14 protein-coding genes are annotated in these 18,699 nt (G+C 33.9%); all 14 read right to left on the bottom strand.

From position 1 onward, the window contains the following. Positions 1-21: 21 nt before the first annotated feature. The 14 genes from E0W73_RS12345 to E0W73_RS12280 all read right to left on the bottom strand — a co-directional run bounded on the left by E0W73_RS12345 (position 22) and on the right by E0W73_RS12280 (position 18,602). Positions 22-768 carry a LytR/AlgR family response regulator transcription factor gene (locus E0W73_RS12345; protein WP_135222388.1) on the bottom strand — a complete coding sequence of 249 codons (747 nt, stop codon included), beginning with the start codon at positions 766-768 and terminating at the stop codon, positions 22-24. Then, a complete protein-coding gene (locus E0W73_RS12340; RefSeq protein WP_135222387.1) occupies positions 761-2,497 on the bottom strand; it encodes an ATP-binding protein in 1,737 nt (578 codons plus the stop codon). The genes E0W73_RS12345 and E0W73_RS12340 overlap by 8 nt, the downstream gene beginning before the upstream one ends. Positions 2,498-2,523: 26 nt before the next feature. Beyond that, positions 2,524-2,988: a hypothetical protein gene (locus E0W73_RS12335; protein WP_135222386.1), complete on the bottom strand. Its 465-nt coding sequence runs from the start codon at positions 2,986-2,988 to the stop codon at positions 2,524-2,526. Positions 2,989-3,225: 237 nt separating this feature from the next. Further along, entirely contained in the window at positions 3,226-4,617 is a 1,392-nt protein-coding gene (locus E0W73_RS12330; protein WP_135222385.1) for a DUF4153 domain-containing protein, read from the bottom strand. A 58-nt stretch (positions 4,618-4,675) separates the two neighbouring features. Continuing rightward, positions 4,676-4,966 (bottom strand): winged helix-turn-helix domain-containing protein, encoded by a 291-nt coding sequence (locus tag E0W73_RS12325; protein WP_135222384.1) that lies wholly within the window; start codon positions 4,964-4,966, stop codon positions 4,676-4,678. A 9-nt stretch (positions 4,967-4,975) separates the two neighbouring features. Next, entirely contained in the window at positions 4,976-5,590 is a 615-nt protein-coding gene (locus tag E0W73_RS12320) for a hypothetical protein (protein WP_135222383.1), read from the bottom strand. A gap of 513 nt (positions 5,591-6,103) precedes the next feature. Continuing rightward, positions 6,104-7,030 (bottom strand): magnesium transporter CorA family protein, encoded by a 927-nt coding sequence (locus E0W73_RS12315; protein WP_135222382.1) that lies wholly within the window; start codon positions 7,028-7,030, stop codon positions 6,104-6,106. A 406-nt stretch (positions 7,031-7,436) separates the two neighbouring features. Then, complete coding sequence (locus tag E0W73_RS12310; RefSeq protein WP_135222381.1) at positions 7,437-8,324, bottom strand: bifunctional 5,10-methylenetetrahydrofolate dehydrogenase/5,10-methenyltetrahydrofolate cyclohydrolase; 888 nt, start codon at positions 8,322-8,324, stop codon at positions 7,437-7,439. Between the two features lie 137 nt (positions 8,325-8,461). Then, positions 8,462-9,826, bottom strand: coding sequence for a signal recognition particle protein (ffh, locus tag E0W73_RS12305; RefSeq protein ID WP_135222380.1), 1,365 nt, complete (start codon positions 9,824-9,826; stop codon positions 8,462-8,464). Between the two features lie 324 nt (positions 9,827-10,150). Beyond that, complete coding sequence (locus E0W73_RS12300) at positions 10,151-11,833, bottom strand: MBOAT family O-acyltransferase (protein ID WP_135222379.1); 1,683 nt, start codon at positions 11,831-11,833, stop codon at positions 10,151-10,153. A gap of 8 nt (positions 11,834-11,841) precedes the next feature. After that, complete coding sequence (locus E0W73_RS12295; RefSeq protein ID WP_244248481.1) at positions 11,842-13,257, bottom strand: LysM peptidoglycan-binding domain-containing protein; 1,416 nt, start codon at positions 13,255-13,257, stop codon at positions 11,842-11,844. Then, positions 13,254-14,729, bottom strand: coding sequence for an SGNH/GDSL hydrolase family protein (locus tag E0W73_RS12290; protein ID WP_135222378.1), 1,476 nt, complete (start codon positions 14,727-14,729; stop codon positions 13,254-13,256). The genes E0W73_RS12295 and E0W73_RS12290 overlap by 4 nt, the downstream gene beginning before the upstream one ends. 288 nt (positions 14,730-15,017) lie before the next feature. Further along, a complete protein-coding gene (locus tag E0W73_RS12285) occupies positions 15,018-16,430 on the bottom strand; it encodes an HmuY family protein (protein ID WP_135222377.1) in 1,413 nt (470 codons plus the stop codon). A 12-nt stretch (positions 16,431-16,442) separates the two neighbouring features. Further along, a complete protein-coding gene (locus E0W73_RS12280) occupies positions 16,443-18,602 on the bottom strand; it encodes a TonB-dependent receptor plug domain-containing protein (protein WP_135222376.1) in 2,160 nt (719 codons plus the stop codon). Positions 18,603-18,699: the final 97 nt, after the last annotated feature.

Genomic DNA, 18,699 nt, shown 5'->3' with positions numbered 1-18,699 from the left:
ATTCGTTGCTGACTTTTAAAATTATTTCAAAACAGTAAACCTGCTGACCAGATCTTTATATTTTTCACTTAAAGTCACATTGTGATTTCCTTTTAAAACAATCAGGTTATCACTCAGAACTATTTCTATGATTTTGCTTGAGTTCACAATATAATTTCGATGCGTCTGAAAAAATTTGGACGCATCAAAAAGATGCATGATTTTGGTTAGCGAAATGAGGATTACAAATTTTTCGGTCTCTGTAATAATGTTACAATATCGGTCTTCTACCTCTATGTAAACAATATCTTCAATACGGACTTTCTTTAAAGCTTTATTTTTTTTAATAAAAAGAGAATCATTGCTTATCACCGTATTTTGGTCTTCGCTATGAAAAACATTGGTCTGCTCATAAAATTTTTCAACAGCCATTTCCAAGGCATACAGAATCTCAAGTTCGTTAAAGGGTTTCATTAAAAAACTGAAAGGCTTGGTCAATTTTGCCCTTTCAAAAATCTGACGATCTTTTGAACTCGTTAAAAAAACAAAAGGTTTTACACTGTTTGGAACAATGTTGATGGTTTCTGCAAATGTAATCCCGTCTGGCTTTCCATCCAGAAAGACATCAATAATTACGATATCTACCACATTGTTGTAAAACATTTCCAACGCCTGATTGTAGGTTGCGGCAATTCCGACAATATTGTAATTATTGGCCGAAAGTACTTTTACGAGTGCATCACTTTCTGAAACAGTGTCTTCTATAACAAGTACGTTTATATTATCCATGATTTTTAAACTTTTGTAGTGCAATAATAATTTTCGTTCCGATATTTTCCTCACTCTCTATATCGAGTTTACCTCCATTTTTATAAATCATGCTTCTACACAACTGCATTCCGAGACCAGTTCCGATTATATCATCGTTTTTCTTTTTAGAAAGCAATACCGAATCTTTAAGCAACTCATCACGAGTTGATTTGCTCATTCCTAACCCAGTATCTTCAATAACCAAATAACAATACTCTTCTGAAGATGGCCTTGTATAAATACTTATTGAGCCGTTTTCTTTTGTGAATTTAATAGCATTGTCTAAAAAATTCCTAATAACAATTTTAAGCGAATCCATATCTGCAAAAACATATTCTCCAGAAGGAACATTGCTTGTAAAAGAGATATTTTTGTTCAGCATCAATGGCTTATAATTGTATTCTACTTGTTGTACGATTGACGCCAAATGCAGCGATTCTTGATAAAAATAAGTCTGTTTGGTCTGCAACAAAGCCCAATTGAGCAGATTGTCTAATAAATTGTAAGCTCCGTTGGCAATTGTACTATTGTTATGAAGCAGTGTATCCAGTTCTTCATAATTCTTGTTTTCCAGATTTTCCTGCAGTCTTCCGTTGCTTGTTTTTAAAGCATTTACAGACGATCTTAAATCATGGCTGACAATAGAAAACAATTTGTCTTTTGTTGCATTCAGTTCATCAAGCTCTTCTTTCTGCTTTAAGATAATTTTACTGCTTCTAATTTTCTGTCTGTAAAAATAGACTCCTGTACCGAACAAAATCAGCAATAAAACCGAAGAAATGAGAAACCCATTTCTTTCGGCTATTTTTGCTTTATTTTCTGCAGCCAGAACATTGACTTCTTTTTGTTTTTGCTGAATAGCAAACTTTTTCTCAAGATCGGCAATGGCCCAGACTTTATTTTGATCGTTTAAGGAATCTTTCCAGGCTTCGAATTCTTTTCTATAGACCAAAGCCTGTGAAAAATTCTTTCTGTTTTCTTCTACTACAGCCATATTTAAGGTTGCAGTTCTTTTTAATTCGAATGATTTTACTTTTTTAGAAAGATCATATGCTTTTTTAAAATAAGGAATTGCCAGATTGTCTTTATATTGTTCGTAGTATAAAGTGGCAATATCCATGTACGACCCGACAAGCATTAAACTATCTTTTTCTATTTCCTGCAGTCTCGTACTCTCAAACAAATATTTCTCGGCTTTAGCAAAATTTCCTAAATGTAGATAACATAATCCTATATTATGAGAAACAGAGCTTTTTTTAAAATCGTAAGAACGTTCATGTAACTTATCAATCGAATTAAAATAAGACAATGCTATTTCAAATTTATTTTGTTGCAATGCTATTTCACCCAAGGAAAAATTGACCTTGTAATAAAAATCAAATCCAGAAGAGATTTGACCAAACTCTTTTTTTGCCTGATCTAAAATTTTTTTATTCTGAAAGCTTATCCCTCTAAAATAATGACAATAGTCTTTTAATTCTTTGTTCTTAGTCTTGCTAAGCTGTTTCATCGAATAAACTAAAGTAGAATCCCAGTTGTTCTCAAAAAAGAAACGTTGCGCTTTATTAAAATTGATTTGATCATTGTATTTTAAAACTTTTGCTTTTATCTGTAATTCTAAAAGATTAGCAGTTTTTTTGTCCTGTGAAAAAAGAATAAGAGATTTGAGTGTAAAGAATAAAGTAATAAAAAAAACATTTTTAATCATTGTCCTTTTATTATTTATGAAATACTTTAATTGTGTTGGACATTCGTTTCTGTTCCTCTTGAACCAACAGGATCTACATCCCAAAGAAAACTCTGAATTGTTTTAATTTGAGACAATGGTCCGTACGGTATCTCATTTGCGTAAAAGGCAACTTCATAAACCAAAAAATCTGTTTCTTTTGTTTCTACTAAATCGTACGAAATAAAAAATTGCAGTTGCGGATTTCCATCAAGGTCGATATAACAATTTTGATAAATACGAAAATCCAAATTTTTGGTTTCTTTACGAGCCACAAAAACAACAGCTCTAACCAATAGTCCTGTTTCTTTATTATAATAAGCTTCAACAAGTGGCGACAAAAGCATTCTATCGGTTCTTTCAGGAAATTTTATTTTTCCAACACTGTCTGGACTTAGCGTAACATCTAATTGTGTTCCTGGTGGATAAATTTTTTCAATTGGCGATAGTGGTTTAGGGGTAATTTGTGTCATGGTAAATGTTCTTGGGTTAAATTAATAGTTTAATGAAGTATTTTAATTTCTTACAAAAGGCATAAAAAATTAAAATTTTCAGAAGTCAAATATAATAAAGATTTTCCTATAACATTTAGTGTTATGTCGATAAATAACATAAAAATAAGACGAACAACAAAAAATAACCGTCTGAAACAAATGGTTAAAAAAAAATCCCACCTCGTAAAAGATGGGAATCCAAAAAATGAACAATTCTTACTTTGTCTGTGTATCTACAAACTCATAATACAAAGCCTTTGACAAAAAGGAATCATTTTTATGACTTAAAATACTATTTTCATTATGGTATTGTTTTGTAATGGTTTCGTTTTTTAAAGTCCTGAAATAAGTTGCGCGCTGTTCATCATTAAAATTTAATTCAAACAAAAAATAAGGCTCTACTCCTTTATTTACGGCAATATTATATGTGGTAATCAAATTCCCCCAGTTGATGTAACTGCATAACAAAATTGTTCCGTAAAAAAACCAAACCATTTTATTAAAAAGAAATGCATTGGTTTTCTGTTTCACTATTTTGTAAAATGTTAGTACAAGTCCGATAACCGCAAGAATCAAGAAAGCAAATACACCGAGTCTTTTATAGGTTAAACCGAAAAAAGAAACATATTCGGCATTTTTAAGCAAAGCGCTTATAATTAAAACGATGTTTAGGGCAATCCAGATTTTGGATAAGTTTTTGAGTCTTGCGGCCTTTTCATCAAAATTGAAACCTGATTTAAAATAAAATAAAATCACGCCAACCGCCATAATAATTGAAAAAATCACAGCATTTACTCTTTCGTGCGTATCTGCGCTTAGTTTGGAAATTTCGCTCGATTCAAAAAACTGTTCGTAATTGTAGGTCGCAATAAAAACGAGAAGCATTGCATTGAGTAGCAAAAGCGTAATCTCGCCACTTCGTCTTTCAAAATCTAAATCAAGAAACGAAAATGTATTTTTATGATTGTTTTTAACGGATGAATCAAAATCGTTATTCAGTTTTGAATTGTATTGAAAACTAATCTCTGGAACCCAATAATTCCAAAAACTGAACGAAATATAAAATCCGACCATACTGATCAAGAACAGAACTGGAAGATCAATATCAAGGGTATAATCTTTAAATAAAGAAGAGAAATGATCACTTCCGAAGGAATAAACCGTAAAGAACAAAACCAAAAACAGCGTTGGAATAAATAAATATGCTATAAACTTTTTCAGTGTATCATTCTTGACCTCTTTTTTTGGGAGCCATTGACTGAAAATGAAGATACGCCCCAACGAAGCTATTCCGTTTAAAAAGATAAGCGGGAAAATCTGCAGTATTTTGATTTCGTTATGCTGGGTTTTAAACTGCAGAAAAAGAACAGACAAAGCCAGCGCCAAAAATGATGGAAAATCTCCGTACCAAGCAAAAGCAATTGACGACAAGACCGAAGTAATTACCAAAATGAGATGTGTACGGCTGACAAAACGATCTTGATACAAGAAACAAATCATGGCGGTCAAAAAGATGCCAAAAATACCCAAATTAACTCCTAGAGCTTCTTTGTAAAAAAGCAGCGCAAAAACAAGACTGCTGACTAAAATAATTTGATGTTTTTTCATGATTTCATTTTTAAAAGTACTTTGTGTTTCAAAGTTATTAGACAAAATTTTTTAGTTTTTATGATTTCATTAATTTTTCGAGGTAAGACAAATGCTCTTTGAAAGCCTGTCTACCTTTTTCTGTAACCTGATAAGAAGTTTTTGGCTTTTTGCCGACGAATTCTTTTTTAATCTCAATGTATTCTGCCTTTTCCAGCGCTGCAGAATGGCTGGCCAAATTACCGTCTGTGATGTTAAGAAGCGTTTTCATCTCAGTAAAATCTACCCATTCGTTGACCATCAGAATAGACATGATACCTAATCTGACACGGCTTTCGAAATCTTTATTTAACTTATCAATAATTCCCATGGGCAGGTTTTATTTGTATTTTCTAAACATCATTAATCCGTACAAAATATGCAGAATTCCAAAACCAATAATCCAGAAAATTAAGCCGTACCCAATTAAAAAAAGAGAAATTAGTCCTAGCAATAACTGTGAGAATCCCAAATATTTTACATCAGAAAATGTATATTTTTCGGCATTTATTACAGCAAGTCCGTAAAATATCAAGGTTGCTGGCGCTACAAAACCGTAGATTCCGTAATAGATCAAAGCGAGACAAAAAATGCCACCCACTACAAGCGGAACTCCAAGATTAAAAAGCATATTTTTTGTCGCCGATGTCCAAATTGGCAAACTGTATTTTTTGCTTTTTCTGATTGTAAAAAAGATGCCGAACAGCACCGCAAAAAACATTATGGCGACTCCGATCCAAAATAACTCTTTTACTAAAGCAAATGAATATGATCTGTGTTCGTCTGTAAAATAATCTATGCCGTTTGATTTAAACAGCAAATAAACGTACATTCCACCTACCATCGCAGACAAACCGGCAAAAACGCCCGATAAACCACTTAAGGATATAAATCTTGAAGAACGCTCCATCATGGAACGGATATGTGCTAAATCTTCTTGGTGCTTCTGATTCATAATTAAAGTACTTTGAGACGCAAAGTTATTGTTTATTTTGAAATGGCAAATAAAAAGTTGGAAATAATTTTTAAAAAAACAATTTAGCATCCTGCAAGGTTTCCAAAACCTTGTAGGATTTAAGATTTATTTGAACTCAAAAAATCTATCCAAAAAAAAAATTAGGACTAAATTTATAATACCTACAAGGTTTTGGAAACCTTGCAGGAACGGAATTTCTTATTATCATAAAGTTGCGTTAGGGAAATCTATCCCACAAAATATTTAGGACCTCATATACAATACCTACAAGATTTTGAAAACCTTGCAGGAGAGAAACTTTCTTGCTACACAAGATTGCGTGAGGGATAGGAATAAGCTACCGAAGTAGCATGGATAGCCCGACCGTGTCCCGATAAGAGGGCGCATGAACGCAAAGTATGTTTGCCCTCTTATCGGGACACGGTCACGCCCAAAATATAAAAACGAAAAAGCCTATTCTTAACGAACAGGCTTTGAATTATTTTTAAGTTTTTAGAACCATCTTCTTCTTTTGAACAAAAAGACTCCAAAAGTGGAAAGTAGTATAGAAACTAAAAGTAATATCCAGATTCCGTATTTGCTTTCTTCCAGACCGTTTGGGACGTTCATTCCGTACAAACTGGCGATGAGGGTTGGAATCATTAAGATGATAGAAATTGACGTCATCTGTTTCATAATATTGTTCATATTATTGGAGATTACAGAGGCGTAAGCATCCATCATTCCCGTTAAGATGTTGTTGTAAATATTGGCCGTGTCTTGCGCCTGATTTAGCTCGATTTCGACATCTTCTAACAATTCTGGGTCGTAACTGGCTTTGTGAGCTTTTAAATTTTTGATTCTTTGAAATAAAACATCATTTGCTTTTAAAGATGTGATGAAGAATACAAAACATTTTTCGATTTGAAGCAGGGCTTGTAATTCTTCATTTTTGATTGATTTCTCTAAATTATCTTCTGCTAGTTTTATTTTCTGATTGATTTGTTTTAGGTATTTCAAATACCAAACGCTTGATGATAAAAGCAATCTTAAAACGAGATTGAAATTGTCTTCTATTTCGATGTTTTTGCGCTGTGAATAGGCAACAAAATCTTTGATTATTTCTGTTTTATAAAAACTGATGGTAACGCAGATATCATCTTTAAAAATGATTCCGAGTGGAACGGTATGAAAAGGAATTTTGACATCGCCGCTTTTAATGGGAATTCGCATAATGATTAGCGTCCAGCCATCTTCGATTTCGATACGAGGTCTTTCGTCGATATCCTCGATATCATTGTAAAATGCTTCAGGAACCTGAAGTTCTTGCAGCAAGTAATTTTTATCTGATTCTGTTGGAGATTCGATGTGAATCCAGCAATTTGAAGTCCATTTTTGGATTTCTACTAATCCGTTGTTGTTAGTGTAAAAGGCTTTCATTTCAAAATACAGGGTTTTAACGCAGCATTTTGAAATTTCAAAAGCTGCTTAATTTAATACTAACGAATAATAATAATCGTCCATTTGGAGAAGTGTTTTTTATAGCGCTGCAAAAGTATCCTTTATTTTTAAGAACCGAAATTTTAAAGTATTAATTATATATTAAAATGGCTGGTTGGGAAGATTTTTTTTAAACACATAGAAGCATAGATATTTGTTACCGTAAAAAGGCGTTTCACTTATTATAAAAAAACATAGATACTTTAGCTATGTGAGAGAAACTAGTTTCTCTTTTATATTCTTTTACGGAAAAATCAATTCTATGTTTCTATGTGTTTCAAAAATTAATACAATAAAAAAGCCTGCTCAATTGAACAGGCTTTGTGTAATATTTTGAAAAAAAAAATTATTGATTTCTTGCGCTTCTCATTTTTCTTGCCAAAAGTGTATTTTTAAGCAGCATCGCAATTGTCATTGGTCCTACTCCACCTGGAACTGGCGTGATGAATGATGCTTTTTTACTTACTCCGTCAAAATCAACGTCACCTTTGATAACGTATCCTTTTGCGTTTGATGCATCTTCTACACGTGTAATTCCAACATCAATAACGGTTACTCCGTCTTTTACCATATCCGCTTTTAAGAATTCTGGAACTCCCAAAGCAGTGATGATGATATCGGCATTTTTAGTGAATTCTGCCAAATCTTTAGTTCGACTGTGTGTTAAAGTAACTGTAGAATCACCTGGATTTCCTTTACGGCTCATTAAAATACTCATTGGACGTCCTACAATATGGCTTCTTCCAATTACAACGGTATGTTTTCCTGCGGTTTCTACTTTGTAACGCTCTAACAATTCCATAATTCCGAATGGTGTTGCTGGAATAAAACTTTCCATTTCAAGTGCCATTCTTCCGAAGTTAGTTGGATGAAATCCGTCTACATCTTTATCTGGATCGATCGCTAATAGAATTTTCTGCTCGTCGATATGTTTTGGCAATGGCAACTGAACGATATATCCATCTAGATTATCATCTTCGTTTAACTCTTTAATCTTAGCAAGCAGTTCGTCTTCGGTAATCGTTTCCGGCAGACTTACTAAAGTAGAATCAAATCCGATTTCTTGACAAGATTTCACTTTACTTCCTACGTAAGTTAAACTTGCTCCATTGTTTCCAACTAAAACCGCTGCCAAATGAGGCACTTTTCCTCCGGCTGCTTTTATAGATTGAACTTCGGCCGCAATTTCGTTTTTAATGTCGTTAGATGTTTTTTTACCGTCTAGTAGCTGCATGTGTTGTGTTTATTTTGTTTCAGGTTTCAGGTTTAAAGTTTCAAGTTATTTACAGAACTTAAATTTTTATGTAATTAAAAAAGTTTCAAATTTTAGTCTCATAACTTGAAACCTTAAACTTGAAACTTTTTCTTATTTTATCTCGGCATTCCTCCTGGCATACCACCCGGCATCCCTTTCATACCTCCCATCATTTTCATCAGGTTTTTTCCGCCTGGGCCTTGCATCATCTTCATCATCTTGCTCATTTGGTCAAACTGTTTCATCAGCTGGTTTACCTGCTCGACTTTTGTTCCCGAACCTTTTGCGATTCTGGCTTTTCTTTTTACGTCGATAATGGCTGGCTTGCTTCTTTCAGCCGGCGTCATCGAATAAATGATTGCTTCGATATGTTTGAAGGCATCATCTTCGATTTCTACATCTTTCATCGCTTTTGAAGCTCCTGGTATCATTCCAACCAAGTCTTTCATATTACCCATTTTCTTTACTTGTTGAATCTGCGTTAAGAAATCATCAAAACCAAACTCGTTTTTAGCGATTTTCTTTTGAAGTTTTCTTGCTTCTTCTTCGTCAAATTGCTCCTGAGCTCTTTCAACAAGAGACACAACGTCTCCCATTCCTAAGATACGTTCAGCCATACGTTCTGGATAGAAAACATCAATTGCTTCCATTTTCTCTCCAGTACCTACAAATTTGATTGGTTTGTTTACAATCGATTTGATTGAAAGCGCCGCTCCACCACGAGTATCACCATCTAATTTCGTTAAGATAACTCCATCAAAATTCAAGATATCGTTGAACGCTTTTGCTGTATTTACAGCATCTTGTCCTGTCATAGAATCTACAACAAACAATGTTTCTTGTGGCTGAATTGCTTTGTGTACACGCGCAATTTCGTCCATCATTTCCTGATCTACTGCCAAACGACCTGCTGTATCGACAATCACGACATTGAATCCGTTTGCTTTGGCATGTTTGATTGCGTTTTGAGCAATCTCTACAGGATTTTTATTTTCTGGTTCTGAGTAAACCTCAACACCTATTTGATCTCCCACAACATGTAACTGATTTATCGCCGCCGGACGGTAGATATCACACGCTACAAGAAGTGGTTTCTTGTTTTTCTTTGTTTTTAAGAAGTTGGCTAATTTTCCTGAGAAAGTCGTTTTACCAGACCCCTGAAGTCCTGACATCAAAATTACTGTCGGATTTCCTGAAAGGTTTACACCAGCAACGTCTCCACCCATTAATTCGGTAAGCTCGTCTTTAACTAGCTTTACCAATAATTGTCCCGGTTGCAAGGTTGTAAGTACGTCTTGTCCTATTGCTTTGTCTTTTACTTTAGCAGTAAAATCTTTAGCAATTTTAAAGTTAACGTCGGCATCAAGTAAAGCACGACGAACTTCTTTTAAAGTTTCGGCTACGTTTACTTCTGTAATCTTACCGTGTCCTTTTAATATATGGAACGCTTTATCTAACTTATCACTTAAATTATCAAACATACTATTTTCTTTATTTGAGGTGCAAAGATAATCTAATTAGATGTTTCAGGCAATTTATTTTTTAAGGTTCAAAGGAACAAAGGAACAAAGACGCAAAGTTTTTTCTTAGCCACGAATTACACTAATTTCTCGAATTTATTTTTTCTCTCGCAGATTTTGCAGATCAAAACAGATTCTCTATTCTTAAAATAAAAATAATCTGCAAAATCAGCTAAATCTGCGAGAGAAATTTTTTTTGCGTCTTTGTGTCTTTGTGGCAAAAGAAAAAGGCGCAAGAGGAAAAACCTTTGCGCCTTTGTGCCTTTGTAGCTACGAACCTTATAATTAGAATTGGAAATAAATAAACGGCTGTGAACCCGCTACTGCTGTTGCGTAAACAATCCAGTAAACGAAACCTAAGATAATTGCTTTTACCAGGATTGGTGTTTTATCAAAAACAGATTTCATTCCGTTGGTGACTGTTTCTGGCAAGAAATGCCAAACGTAACCAAACAACATCAATCCGAATACGTTTTTGTAGCCAATCACTATCGTTTTCCAAAGTTCTGGTTCGAATGTTAATTGTCCGATTGTATTGATAACCTGCAATGCTGTTTCGAAATCTCTTGCTCTGAAGAAAATCCAACAGAAAACCACAAAATGGAATGTGATAACAATTGAGAAAAACCTCCATAGAAAATTTGGCTTTTGGTCTTTTTTTGAAGGAAACAATTCCATGAATATTTTATGAACCGCCAATGCTAATCCGTGCAATGCTCCCCAAACAATAAATTGTGCTCCTGCGCCATGCCAAAGTCCGCCCAAAAGCATTGTTGTGAATAAATTGAAATTGGTTACCAAAGTTTGTTTTCTCTTACTCGAAAGCAAAAATGACAAACAGAAAATCAGTATACTGATTCCTGCCACAAGAAGCGGAATTACACTTTCATTATAATTTGAAATTCCCCAAAGCAATAACCCGAAGAAAAATAAACTTGGAAACAAATATCCTGCAAAAGAACCCGATCTATTTCCTCCAATCGAAATATACAAGAAATCTTTCAGCCAAGTTGAAAGCGAAATATGCCATCTTCTCCAGAAATCGGTAATCGATGTCGATTTATAAGGCGTTCTAAAGTTGGCTGGCAATTTAAACCCTAACAACAAAGCAATACCAATTGCCATATCGGAGTATCCTGAAAAATCGCAATAGATTTGAATCGCATATCCGTAAGAGGCCATTAAATTCTCAAAAGAAGTATAACTCAAAGGCGTATCAAAAACACGATCGACAAAGTTTACCGAAATATAATTTGAAATTACGGTTTTCTTAATCAGACCTCCGATAATTAAAAACAGCGCATTATTAACATCTTCTCTCGTTAAATTCAGTTTTTGATAAATCTGAGGAAGAAAATCTTTTGCACGTACAATTGGTCCTGCAACCAGTTGTGGAAAAAACGATACGAAAAACAAATATTCGATATAATTCTTGGTCGGTTTTATTTCTTCTCGATAAATCTCAATGATATAACTCATCGATTGAAAAGTATAGAAAGAAATTCCAACTGGTAGGAATATGTCATGAAACTTCAGATTTCCATTGAACATATCATTATAAGTGCCAATCATAAAATTCATGTACTTGAAATATCCAAGTAATCCTAAATTCAAAATCACACTTATAACCAAATATATTTTCTTGACATTGTCCTTGCTTTCTTTGTAAATAATCTGGCTTAAACCATAATCCACAACCGAAGAAAGTAACAATAAAAGAAAATAAATCCCGCTTGATTTGTAATAAAAGAAAAGCGAGAAAAGAATAACATACGTTAATCTTAAATAAAATGTTTTGCGTAAAAATCCATACACAAAATAGAAAACCAGAAATAAGCCTAAGAATAAACCGGTATTAAACAAAAGTTTTTCGTCCGGATTGTACACAAACCAGCTTTCAACTTTTTCCATCGTAATTGCACCAAAATTTTCAATAAACCAGTTATTGATGCTCTCTATTGTTGTCAATGTTATCTTTAGTTTTTATAATAATTATAAGCTTTTAATAAAGCCTCTGTAAACATTTTTCCTTGTTTTTCGTAGCCTTTTTTAGAATAGTGAACCCAATCTGGCCCAATTAAGGCCTGGGCTTTCAATTGACGTATACCGCTCATCCCTCCAAATTCATCATATAAGTTCCAAACAGCAAAACTGTCATTTTTTGCTGTATCGATAATTCCCTTTGTATAATCATCGATATAAGTATTTGGTTTTCTTCTCAGTAATGACGGCGGCGGGGTCATGACTATGATTGGCGCTTCTATTTTCTGCTCCCTTATCTTGCCTATAAACTCCCTCAGTTCGCTGATATATTTTCCGGCGTCTAACTTGTCATAACTTTCATTAGTCCCAAGCGAAAAAACAAGCAAATCAGGATGCAATGCTTTTAGTTGTTCAAAAAACAATGGATACTTATTATAATCCGAATATTTAGCGCCGTTTACTCCAATACCGCTATAGATTATTCCAGGATTGTCTTTTTCTAAAACCAAACCGTTTAACTCGTAACTTGAGGCTTCTTTATTAGGCACCAAAAAAATGCGGCTTAAGGCATTTTCTGAATTATAATAATGCGAAAACGAATCAGATTGTATTTCTAACGGCACAAATTCTGACATCGAAATTGTTTTAGGCTTGGTTTCGTTTGTTGGAATTTTTAAAGTTCTGCCTGCGCGAATGTTATTCGATTTCAGATTATTAGCTCTTTTTATTTCGACAATCGAAACATTGTATTTGTCTGCGATTGTTCCGAGTACTTCTCCTTTTTTAATTTTATGAGTAACTACCTTTTTTTCTGTTGTTTGAATCAGATTTACCTTTGACGAAACCGCCAGGTCAAACATATTCTGATTCTGAGGCGTAATAATTTTTATGGTATTGAATTTATAGGCCGGATCTTTTACATTCATCTCCATAACAAATCCGCCGCTGTCTCTCCAGAGTCCGATACCGCATAAGCCGATCGGATTACTCTTTACCGGATATATATTTCGATAACTTTCCCAGATCCGATTCGATTTAAAACGTTCGTTGTAGGAACCGTTTGTTCTGGCCAACTGATACGGAAAAACCAAACCTCGGCCGGCGTTTCCGAATTCCTGCTGAAGGCGTTTCCTAACTTCATTGGTCATTAAATCTCCCTGAATATGTGAATCGCCAATATGAACAATATTGATTTTCTGGCTTCGCTGCTTTTCGTTTTCTTTCAGCTTCTGAAAAAAAGCCTCTAACGCACCTGCATTATAAATCGGATTGCCAGAAGAAGTTTCAACTGCTGCAGTATCGGCTTTTTGAATCATGTTTTTGGGTATTGGATTTGACTCTGATTTTGGATTTTTATCATTTGTTGAAAAAAACAGACAACAAAAGACAACAATAAGTTTATTCATCATAAGCTGTCACTTTTTACGGAGACGGAATCGGGTCTGGATTTCCTTACCGTTCCCTGTTTGGATCCCGAATCTCTTTTTTCTCTAAGTATTTTGTACTCTTCGTAGCCTTTATTTAGCTGATCGTACAATAGTTTTCCAATTGCTTTTGCACCACGCTGATTAAAGTGCGTGTAATCTTTATTGGCTTTGGCAGGAGCTTCATCAACCCATTTTACCATAGATCCGTCGCCCCCCATCAATGTATACAGATTGACGAAACCTGACTCGGTTTCTAAAGCGTATTTTTTCTGTGCTTTCATCAAAGGAACTACGGCCGAATCTGTTTTCATTTCCAAATCATATTTTGTCGATTTGTCGGCAGTAGAGACAATCAGAATTGAAACCCCTGGAAACGATTCCTTGATTTTGTTAACCGCTTTGGTCATTCCTTTTTCGTACCATGAATAGTTTTTAGTACCGTAATTCAATACGTTGGTTCCATAATGAAGAATAACCAAATCGTATTTCAAGTTAGCATTAAAAGCCTGCATTACATTGGCATCGAATATCGAAATCGGTAGTCCCGAATTTCCTCGTTGCGAAAAATTATCAACATGCACTCCTACTCCGTTGTCAAAATTAAATCCGAAAATCGGAATAGAATCTGCATGAATAAAATTAGCTTTAAATGACTTGATGCTTCCTGAAGAAACTTTTAAAGTATTTACTAAATTATTTGGCAACAGGCTTTTCTTCAGCGTATCTTTCCCGATAATAAAATTGACACTTCCTTTTTTAGATGATTTCCCATAAAATAAGGTTGCATTATCAAGAGATGTAGAATATTTATTCAACCCAGCTTCGTACTGCACCCAAGTTGGATTGGAGTGGTCGTTTGCAAAAAACACATGCCCGTTAACACCAAAAGGACTCGTTGGTTTTTTAACGTTAAGATATGATTGTGCTTTCCAGTTTTTAGAATATTTTGATTTCACCGACCCGCGTGAAGCCGCAGATTCTGATGTAATCGAAACAAAACCTACTCCATTTCCTCCAAAGCGTTCCTGATAATTGGCACGAACATCCTGTACAATCAAATCTCCATCGGTCATAGAATCTCCGTAGTAGGCAATACGAACCTTTGCCTGCGGATTTTTTTCCAGCTGGTACAATTTTTCGTAAAAGTGAATGAGATATTGATATCCTTTATAATTTTCAAATGTTTCTGACGGAAATTCGATTCCTCCCGTTTCATCATAAACAATCTTCTGGCGATTGAGTTTTCGGTCTTCTTCAGAAATGCTGTCGTTGTCTAAAGCCAAAGAATCTTCGGCAACAGATTCTAAGAGAAGGCTGTCAATTAATACATTTTTGGAATCTAATTTACTTTCTGAAAATATTTTATCTGGAAGGATTTGTTTGAACCCAATAAAAGCAACCAACGCCAATGCAACGATTGCAAAAGACTTAAAAAAATATGATTTTGTACCCACTACTAATTATATAATTATGAAGAACTCTAATGCAAAAATTAAACCAATTAAGTTATTGTTAATTTACTGCAGAAAAAATTTTTGCAAAGATAGAATAACATTTTATTTCTAATTCATTTTAACAAGAAACTAGATAAAAAAAAGAGGCTAGACGAATCTAACCCCTTTATCAAAAAAAAATAAAAAAAATAAAAAAAACAAAGCTAATGATTAACTAAATTTTGAATGCTGTGCATTATATATTAGAATGAACAATCTTTATATTTTTTAGATTTTTCATTTTAAAAATTATTTCAAGATAGCGTATTGGAATGTTGGATATCCTCGTTTTCCTTCGGCATTTGCTCCTCCTGTAAATTTCAATTTATACACATTTCCTGCCGGATCTTTCACAACATAAAAACGATCTGTTCTTAATACAAATTGAGAAACTGGAAAACCACTTGGACCAGCAACACTAGTACCTCTCCAATTAGGTCCAATATTTCTTTGATCAGCTGTAAATTTAGCACTTGCTACATTTGCCAATGTAAATGTGTCATAAGCAAATTCACTAGTTAAAACTTGATACGCTAATGCTCCACCTTTAAGATTGCTTAAAACAAAATCAGCATAATGATAAGGAGATAATCCTGTTTGTCCTTGAGTCGTATTTGTAAAAGTTGTAAAGTTTAAATCCCATTGCGCTTTCTGTGGCTCAACACTTACTGTTTTTTTATCTAACAAACTAAAGAATGTAAAATTGTAAGCTGCATTTTTTGTAATTACCACTTCTTGATGAGTTGTTGCCGCTAAATCTGCATATTGAATTTTATAATCGTTTCCGCTTCTTAAAATTCTAATTTTTTTCCACCCTCTAGAAGTTCCAGTCGCAGAACCTTCAGCTCCTACAGTTGGTTCAGCTGTACCAGGATTACTTCCTAAATTAACAACATATACTTTATTTTCAGAATCAGTAGAAGAAATTGTTGCGATAGCTGTTTTAGTAATATCTCCAGATGGATCATCAACTTGTGCCACAATTCCACTACCTTGATTAATAAGCATCGTTTCATCTTCTACTTGAACTTCATCAATATTTGTACTTGTAGTTTGTTTAGCAGACATTTTTACAGAAGTATTGATTACAACTTTAAAATCTGCACCAGAATAAAACCCAAGGTCCCAAGATGTTCTAAGAACACTAGTCATTTTACCACTGCTTAAATCAACATATACTTGATTTTGCTGGAAAGGTCCACCAACTTCAGGTGCTAAAGCAGTCCCTAATGATGCAGTTTCGTTAAAATTTACCTGAATTGATTTGTTTTCCGAAATTACAGCATTAATCGTAACGCTACTGATAGTGAAAACCACATTCTTTACTTCACCTTCTATAGCTTCTTTTAATTTTTTGAAAGTAAAAGATACAGTAGATACATTTTTCTCGAAAGGAACTATTACTTTACTAGCAGCTATTGCAGGTGTTGTACTATAATCTGTACCATTTGCAACTGCTGTTTCAGTGTAAGTTAAAGTTAAAGATCCTGCTGCTGCCGTTGGAGATGCAAATTTAATCTCGATTGGAGTAGTTTCCGCAGATAAGTTTAATGAAGTCGAAGCAAAAGCTACAGCATTTGGCTGTGCCACTTCATCGTCGCTACTACAAGCTCCAAGAGCAAGCAATACAAAAGATAGTATTAAAATAAAATTCTTTTTCATGTTAGTGATTTATTAATTAAAATTTAGATTATATGTTAGTTTTAAAAAATAGGAACGCCCGTATCCTAATAACAGATCCGTACTGCCTGCCGCATGAGCACCTCCTGTCGAATCCCCTCCTGCATTTCTTACCGATTGAACATTTGTAATGTCAAATAAATTTCTAGCTCCAACTGTAACTTCAAATTGATTTTTAAAGAAAGTTTTACGAACTGAAGCATCCATCCAACTATATGGCCTGATCCCTTCTAAAAAGAATTTAGCATTTCCATCTGTGTCTGTTCCAGCAACAAACCTTTGTTGCTCTCCATTGTATTTATAATAAACTGCAAACAATGTATTCCATTTAGGTATGTTATAAGAAACGCTAGAATTTAATTGCAGTGAATACAGAAATTTATCATCAGAAGTTAGATTCAAAGCCGCCAAATCCAATTTCCTAGAGATTCCAACAACAGCGGCTCCAATTTTTGCAGTAAAACCCTTGTAGGTATACTGCTCTGTTGTTGAAATATTCCACATTTTATATTTGTTGATGTTTACGTACTCATAAACTTGGGTTGGTACTACTTGTGTCAAGACCATATCAATTCTATCATCAACATCCATATAAGTTACCGCTAAATTGTTAGCTATTTGAGCACCTGATCCTAAAGCGCAAGCTCTTTTGAAACTTAACTCATAAGAAGTACTACTTTCGGGAACTAAGTCAGGATTACCTTGAATGTTGTGATTCGAGTCAACAAAATAAGTGTAAAGTTCATCAAAATTAGGGGTACGATATGACTTCCCTAACGAAGCTCTAGCCTCTAATCCTTTTTTAAACAGGTATCTTAAACCTAATGAACTCGCATATTGATTATCAAATTTTGATTGAATAGAATAACGAAGACCAGGACGAATCGAAAACTTATCGCTTAAACTAATTTCAGCAACAGAAAAGACATCATAATTTTCAAGCCTTTTTCTTATATCAACTGCTTGCTGTTGGTCATCTTTAAAAGTACCAGCCGATGCGTCATAAAATCCATTTTCATTGGTAATTTCATAACCTAACTGAAAATCAACTTTAGGATTATTAAAGAAATTACTCAATGTTCCTGTAGAGTAAAAAACTTCTTTGGATTGATAAGTCTGCCTATCATTCGCAAACTCATCTTTTGTTTCAATTTGATAATTAAATTTTTCAACATCACGTTCTTGCTTCTGATGTGATAGAGAAATATTATAATTCAGTCTAGAAAAAAGTTTTCCATTAGAATTTAAATGGTGGTAAAAACGATTTGTTAAGAAACGTTTATCGTTTGTAAAGTACGTTTCAGGAAAAGGATAATTATCCTGTGGAATTAAAATTGGACTATAAAAATGAACATTTTCTCCGTAGTAGTCGAATTTGTAGAAAATCCTGAAATTATCTTTTTGATAGCCTAACATTGCATTACCTACCAATTGATCTTTCGGCAACCACTCATAACCACGTAAACCATCATTAAAACCATAATCTTTACCCTTTTTATTATCATAAAACCCAGCAAAATCGTTACGATTTCCACCAATATTTACGAACCAATGTTCATTAAAATTATGTGCTATTTTAGCCGATTGAATATGCCTTCCTTTATCAAAAAGTGCATACTCGTTACCCACCGTTTCTTCTTGAACCGTTGCACTAATCTGCCATCTATAACCACCACCCTTTTTTGTGATGATATTCAAAATACCACTTACTGCATTAGCTCCGTGAGTAACTCCCATCGAACCTTCTATAATTTCGATACGTTCTACATCATCAAGGTTAACTTGAGTTAAATCAACATTAGTTCCCATTCCAGTATCACTTACTAATGGAATGTTATCTATCAGAATTTTAAAATACTGCGCATCAAGTCCAAACATTGACACAGTAGAACGTCCATCGCTACCACTAGTTCTAATACTAATATTTAGATACTGATTCAAAACATCTGAAAGATTATTAGCTGCTAATTGTTTAATATCCTCTTTAGAAATTACTCGAACATTAAAAACTGACTTCTTAATTGATTGAGGCTCTAACTGTCCTGTAACAACAACTTCAGATAATTTTTCCGACGAGTTTATGGTGTCTTTTTGCTGAGAAAAAGAATAATTACTTAATAATAGCACAGCAAAAAGGGTAATATTTATTCTCATTATTTTTATTCAGTCTTAATAATCGATGCAAATATATAACTATTTTTAATTGTTCTAAATAAAATTTATATATTTGCGAAAAATTTAAAAACAAAAC

Source organism: Flavobacterium foetidum, assembly GCF_004634245.1.
Classification (GTDB): Bacteria; Bacteroidota; Bacteroidia; order Flavobacteriales; family Flavobacteriaceae; genus Flavobacterium; species Flavobacterium foetidum.
This window is presented reverse-complemented; position numbering and strand designations above follow the sequence as displayed.

Coding starts and splice junctions, on each gene's coding strand:
- E0W73_RS12345 (WP_135222388.1), bottom strand. CDS start 768: ATGGATAATATAAACGTACTTGTTATAGAAGACACTGTTTCAGAAAGT.
- E0W73_RS12340 (WP_135222387.1), bottom strand. CDS start 2,497: ATGATTAAAAATGTTTTTTTTATTACTTTATTCTTTACACTCAAATCT.
- E0W73_RS12335 (WP_135222386.1), bottom strand. CDS start 2,988: ATGACACAAATTACCCCTAAACCACTATCGCCAATTGAAAAAATTTAT.
- E0W73_RS12330 (WP_135222385.1), bottom strand. CDS start 4,617: ATGAAAAAACATCAAATTATTTTAGTCAGCAGTCTTGTTTTTGCGCTG.
- E0W73_RS12325 (WP_135222384.1), bottom strand. CDS start 4,966: ATGGGAATTATTGATAAGTTAAATAAAGATTTCGAAAGCCGTGTCAGA.
- E0W73_RS12320 (WP_135222383.1), bottom strand. CDS start 5,590: ATGAATCAGAAGCACCAAGAAGATTTAGCACATATCCGTTCCATGATG.
- E0W73_RS12315 (WP_135222382.1), bottom strand. CDS start 7,030: ATGAAAGCCTTTTACACTAACAACAACGGATTAGTAGAAATCCAAAAA.
- E0W73_RS12310 (WP_135222381.1), bottom strand. CDS start 8,324: ATGCAGCTACTAGACGGTAAAAAAACATCTAACGACATTAAAAACGAA.
- ffh (WP_135222380.1), bottom strand. CDS start 9,826: ATGTTTGATAATTTAAGTGATAAGTTAGATAAAGCGTTCCATATATTA.
- E0W73_RS12295 (WP_244248481.1), bottom strand. CDS start 13,257: ATGATGAATAAACTTATTGTTGTCTTTTGTTGTCTGTTTTTTTCAACA.
- E0W73_RS12285 (WP_135222377.1), bottom strand. CDS start 16,430: ATGAAAAAGAATTTTATTTTAATACTATCTTTTGTATTGCTTGCTCTT.
- E0W73_RS12280 (WP_135222376.1), bottom strand. CDS start 18,602: ATGAGAATAAATATTACCCTTTTTGCTGTGCTATTATTAAGTAATTAT.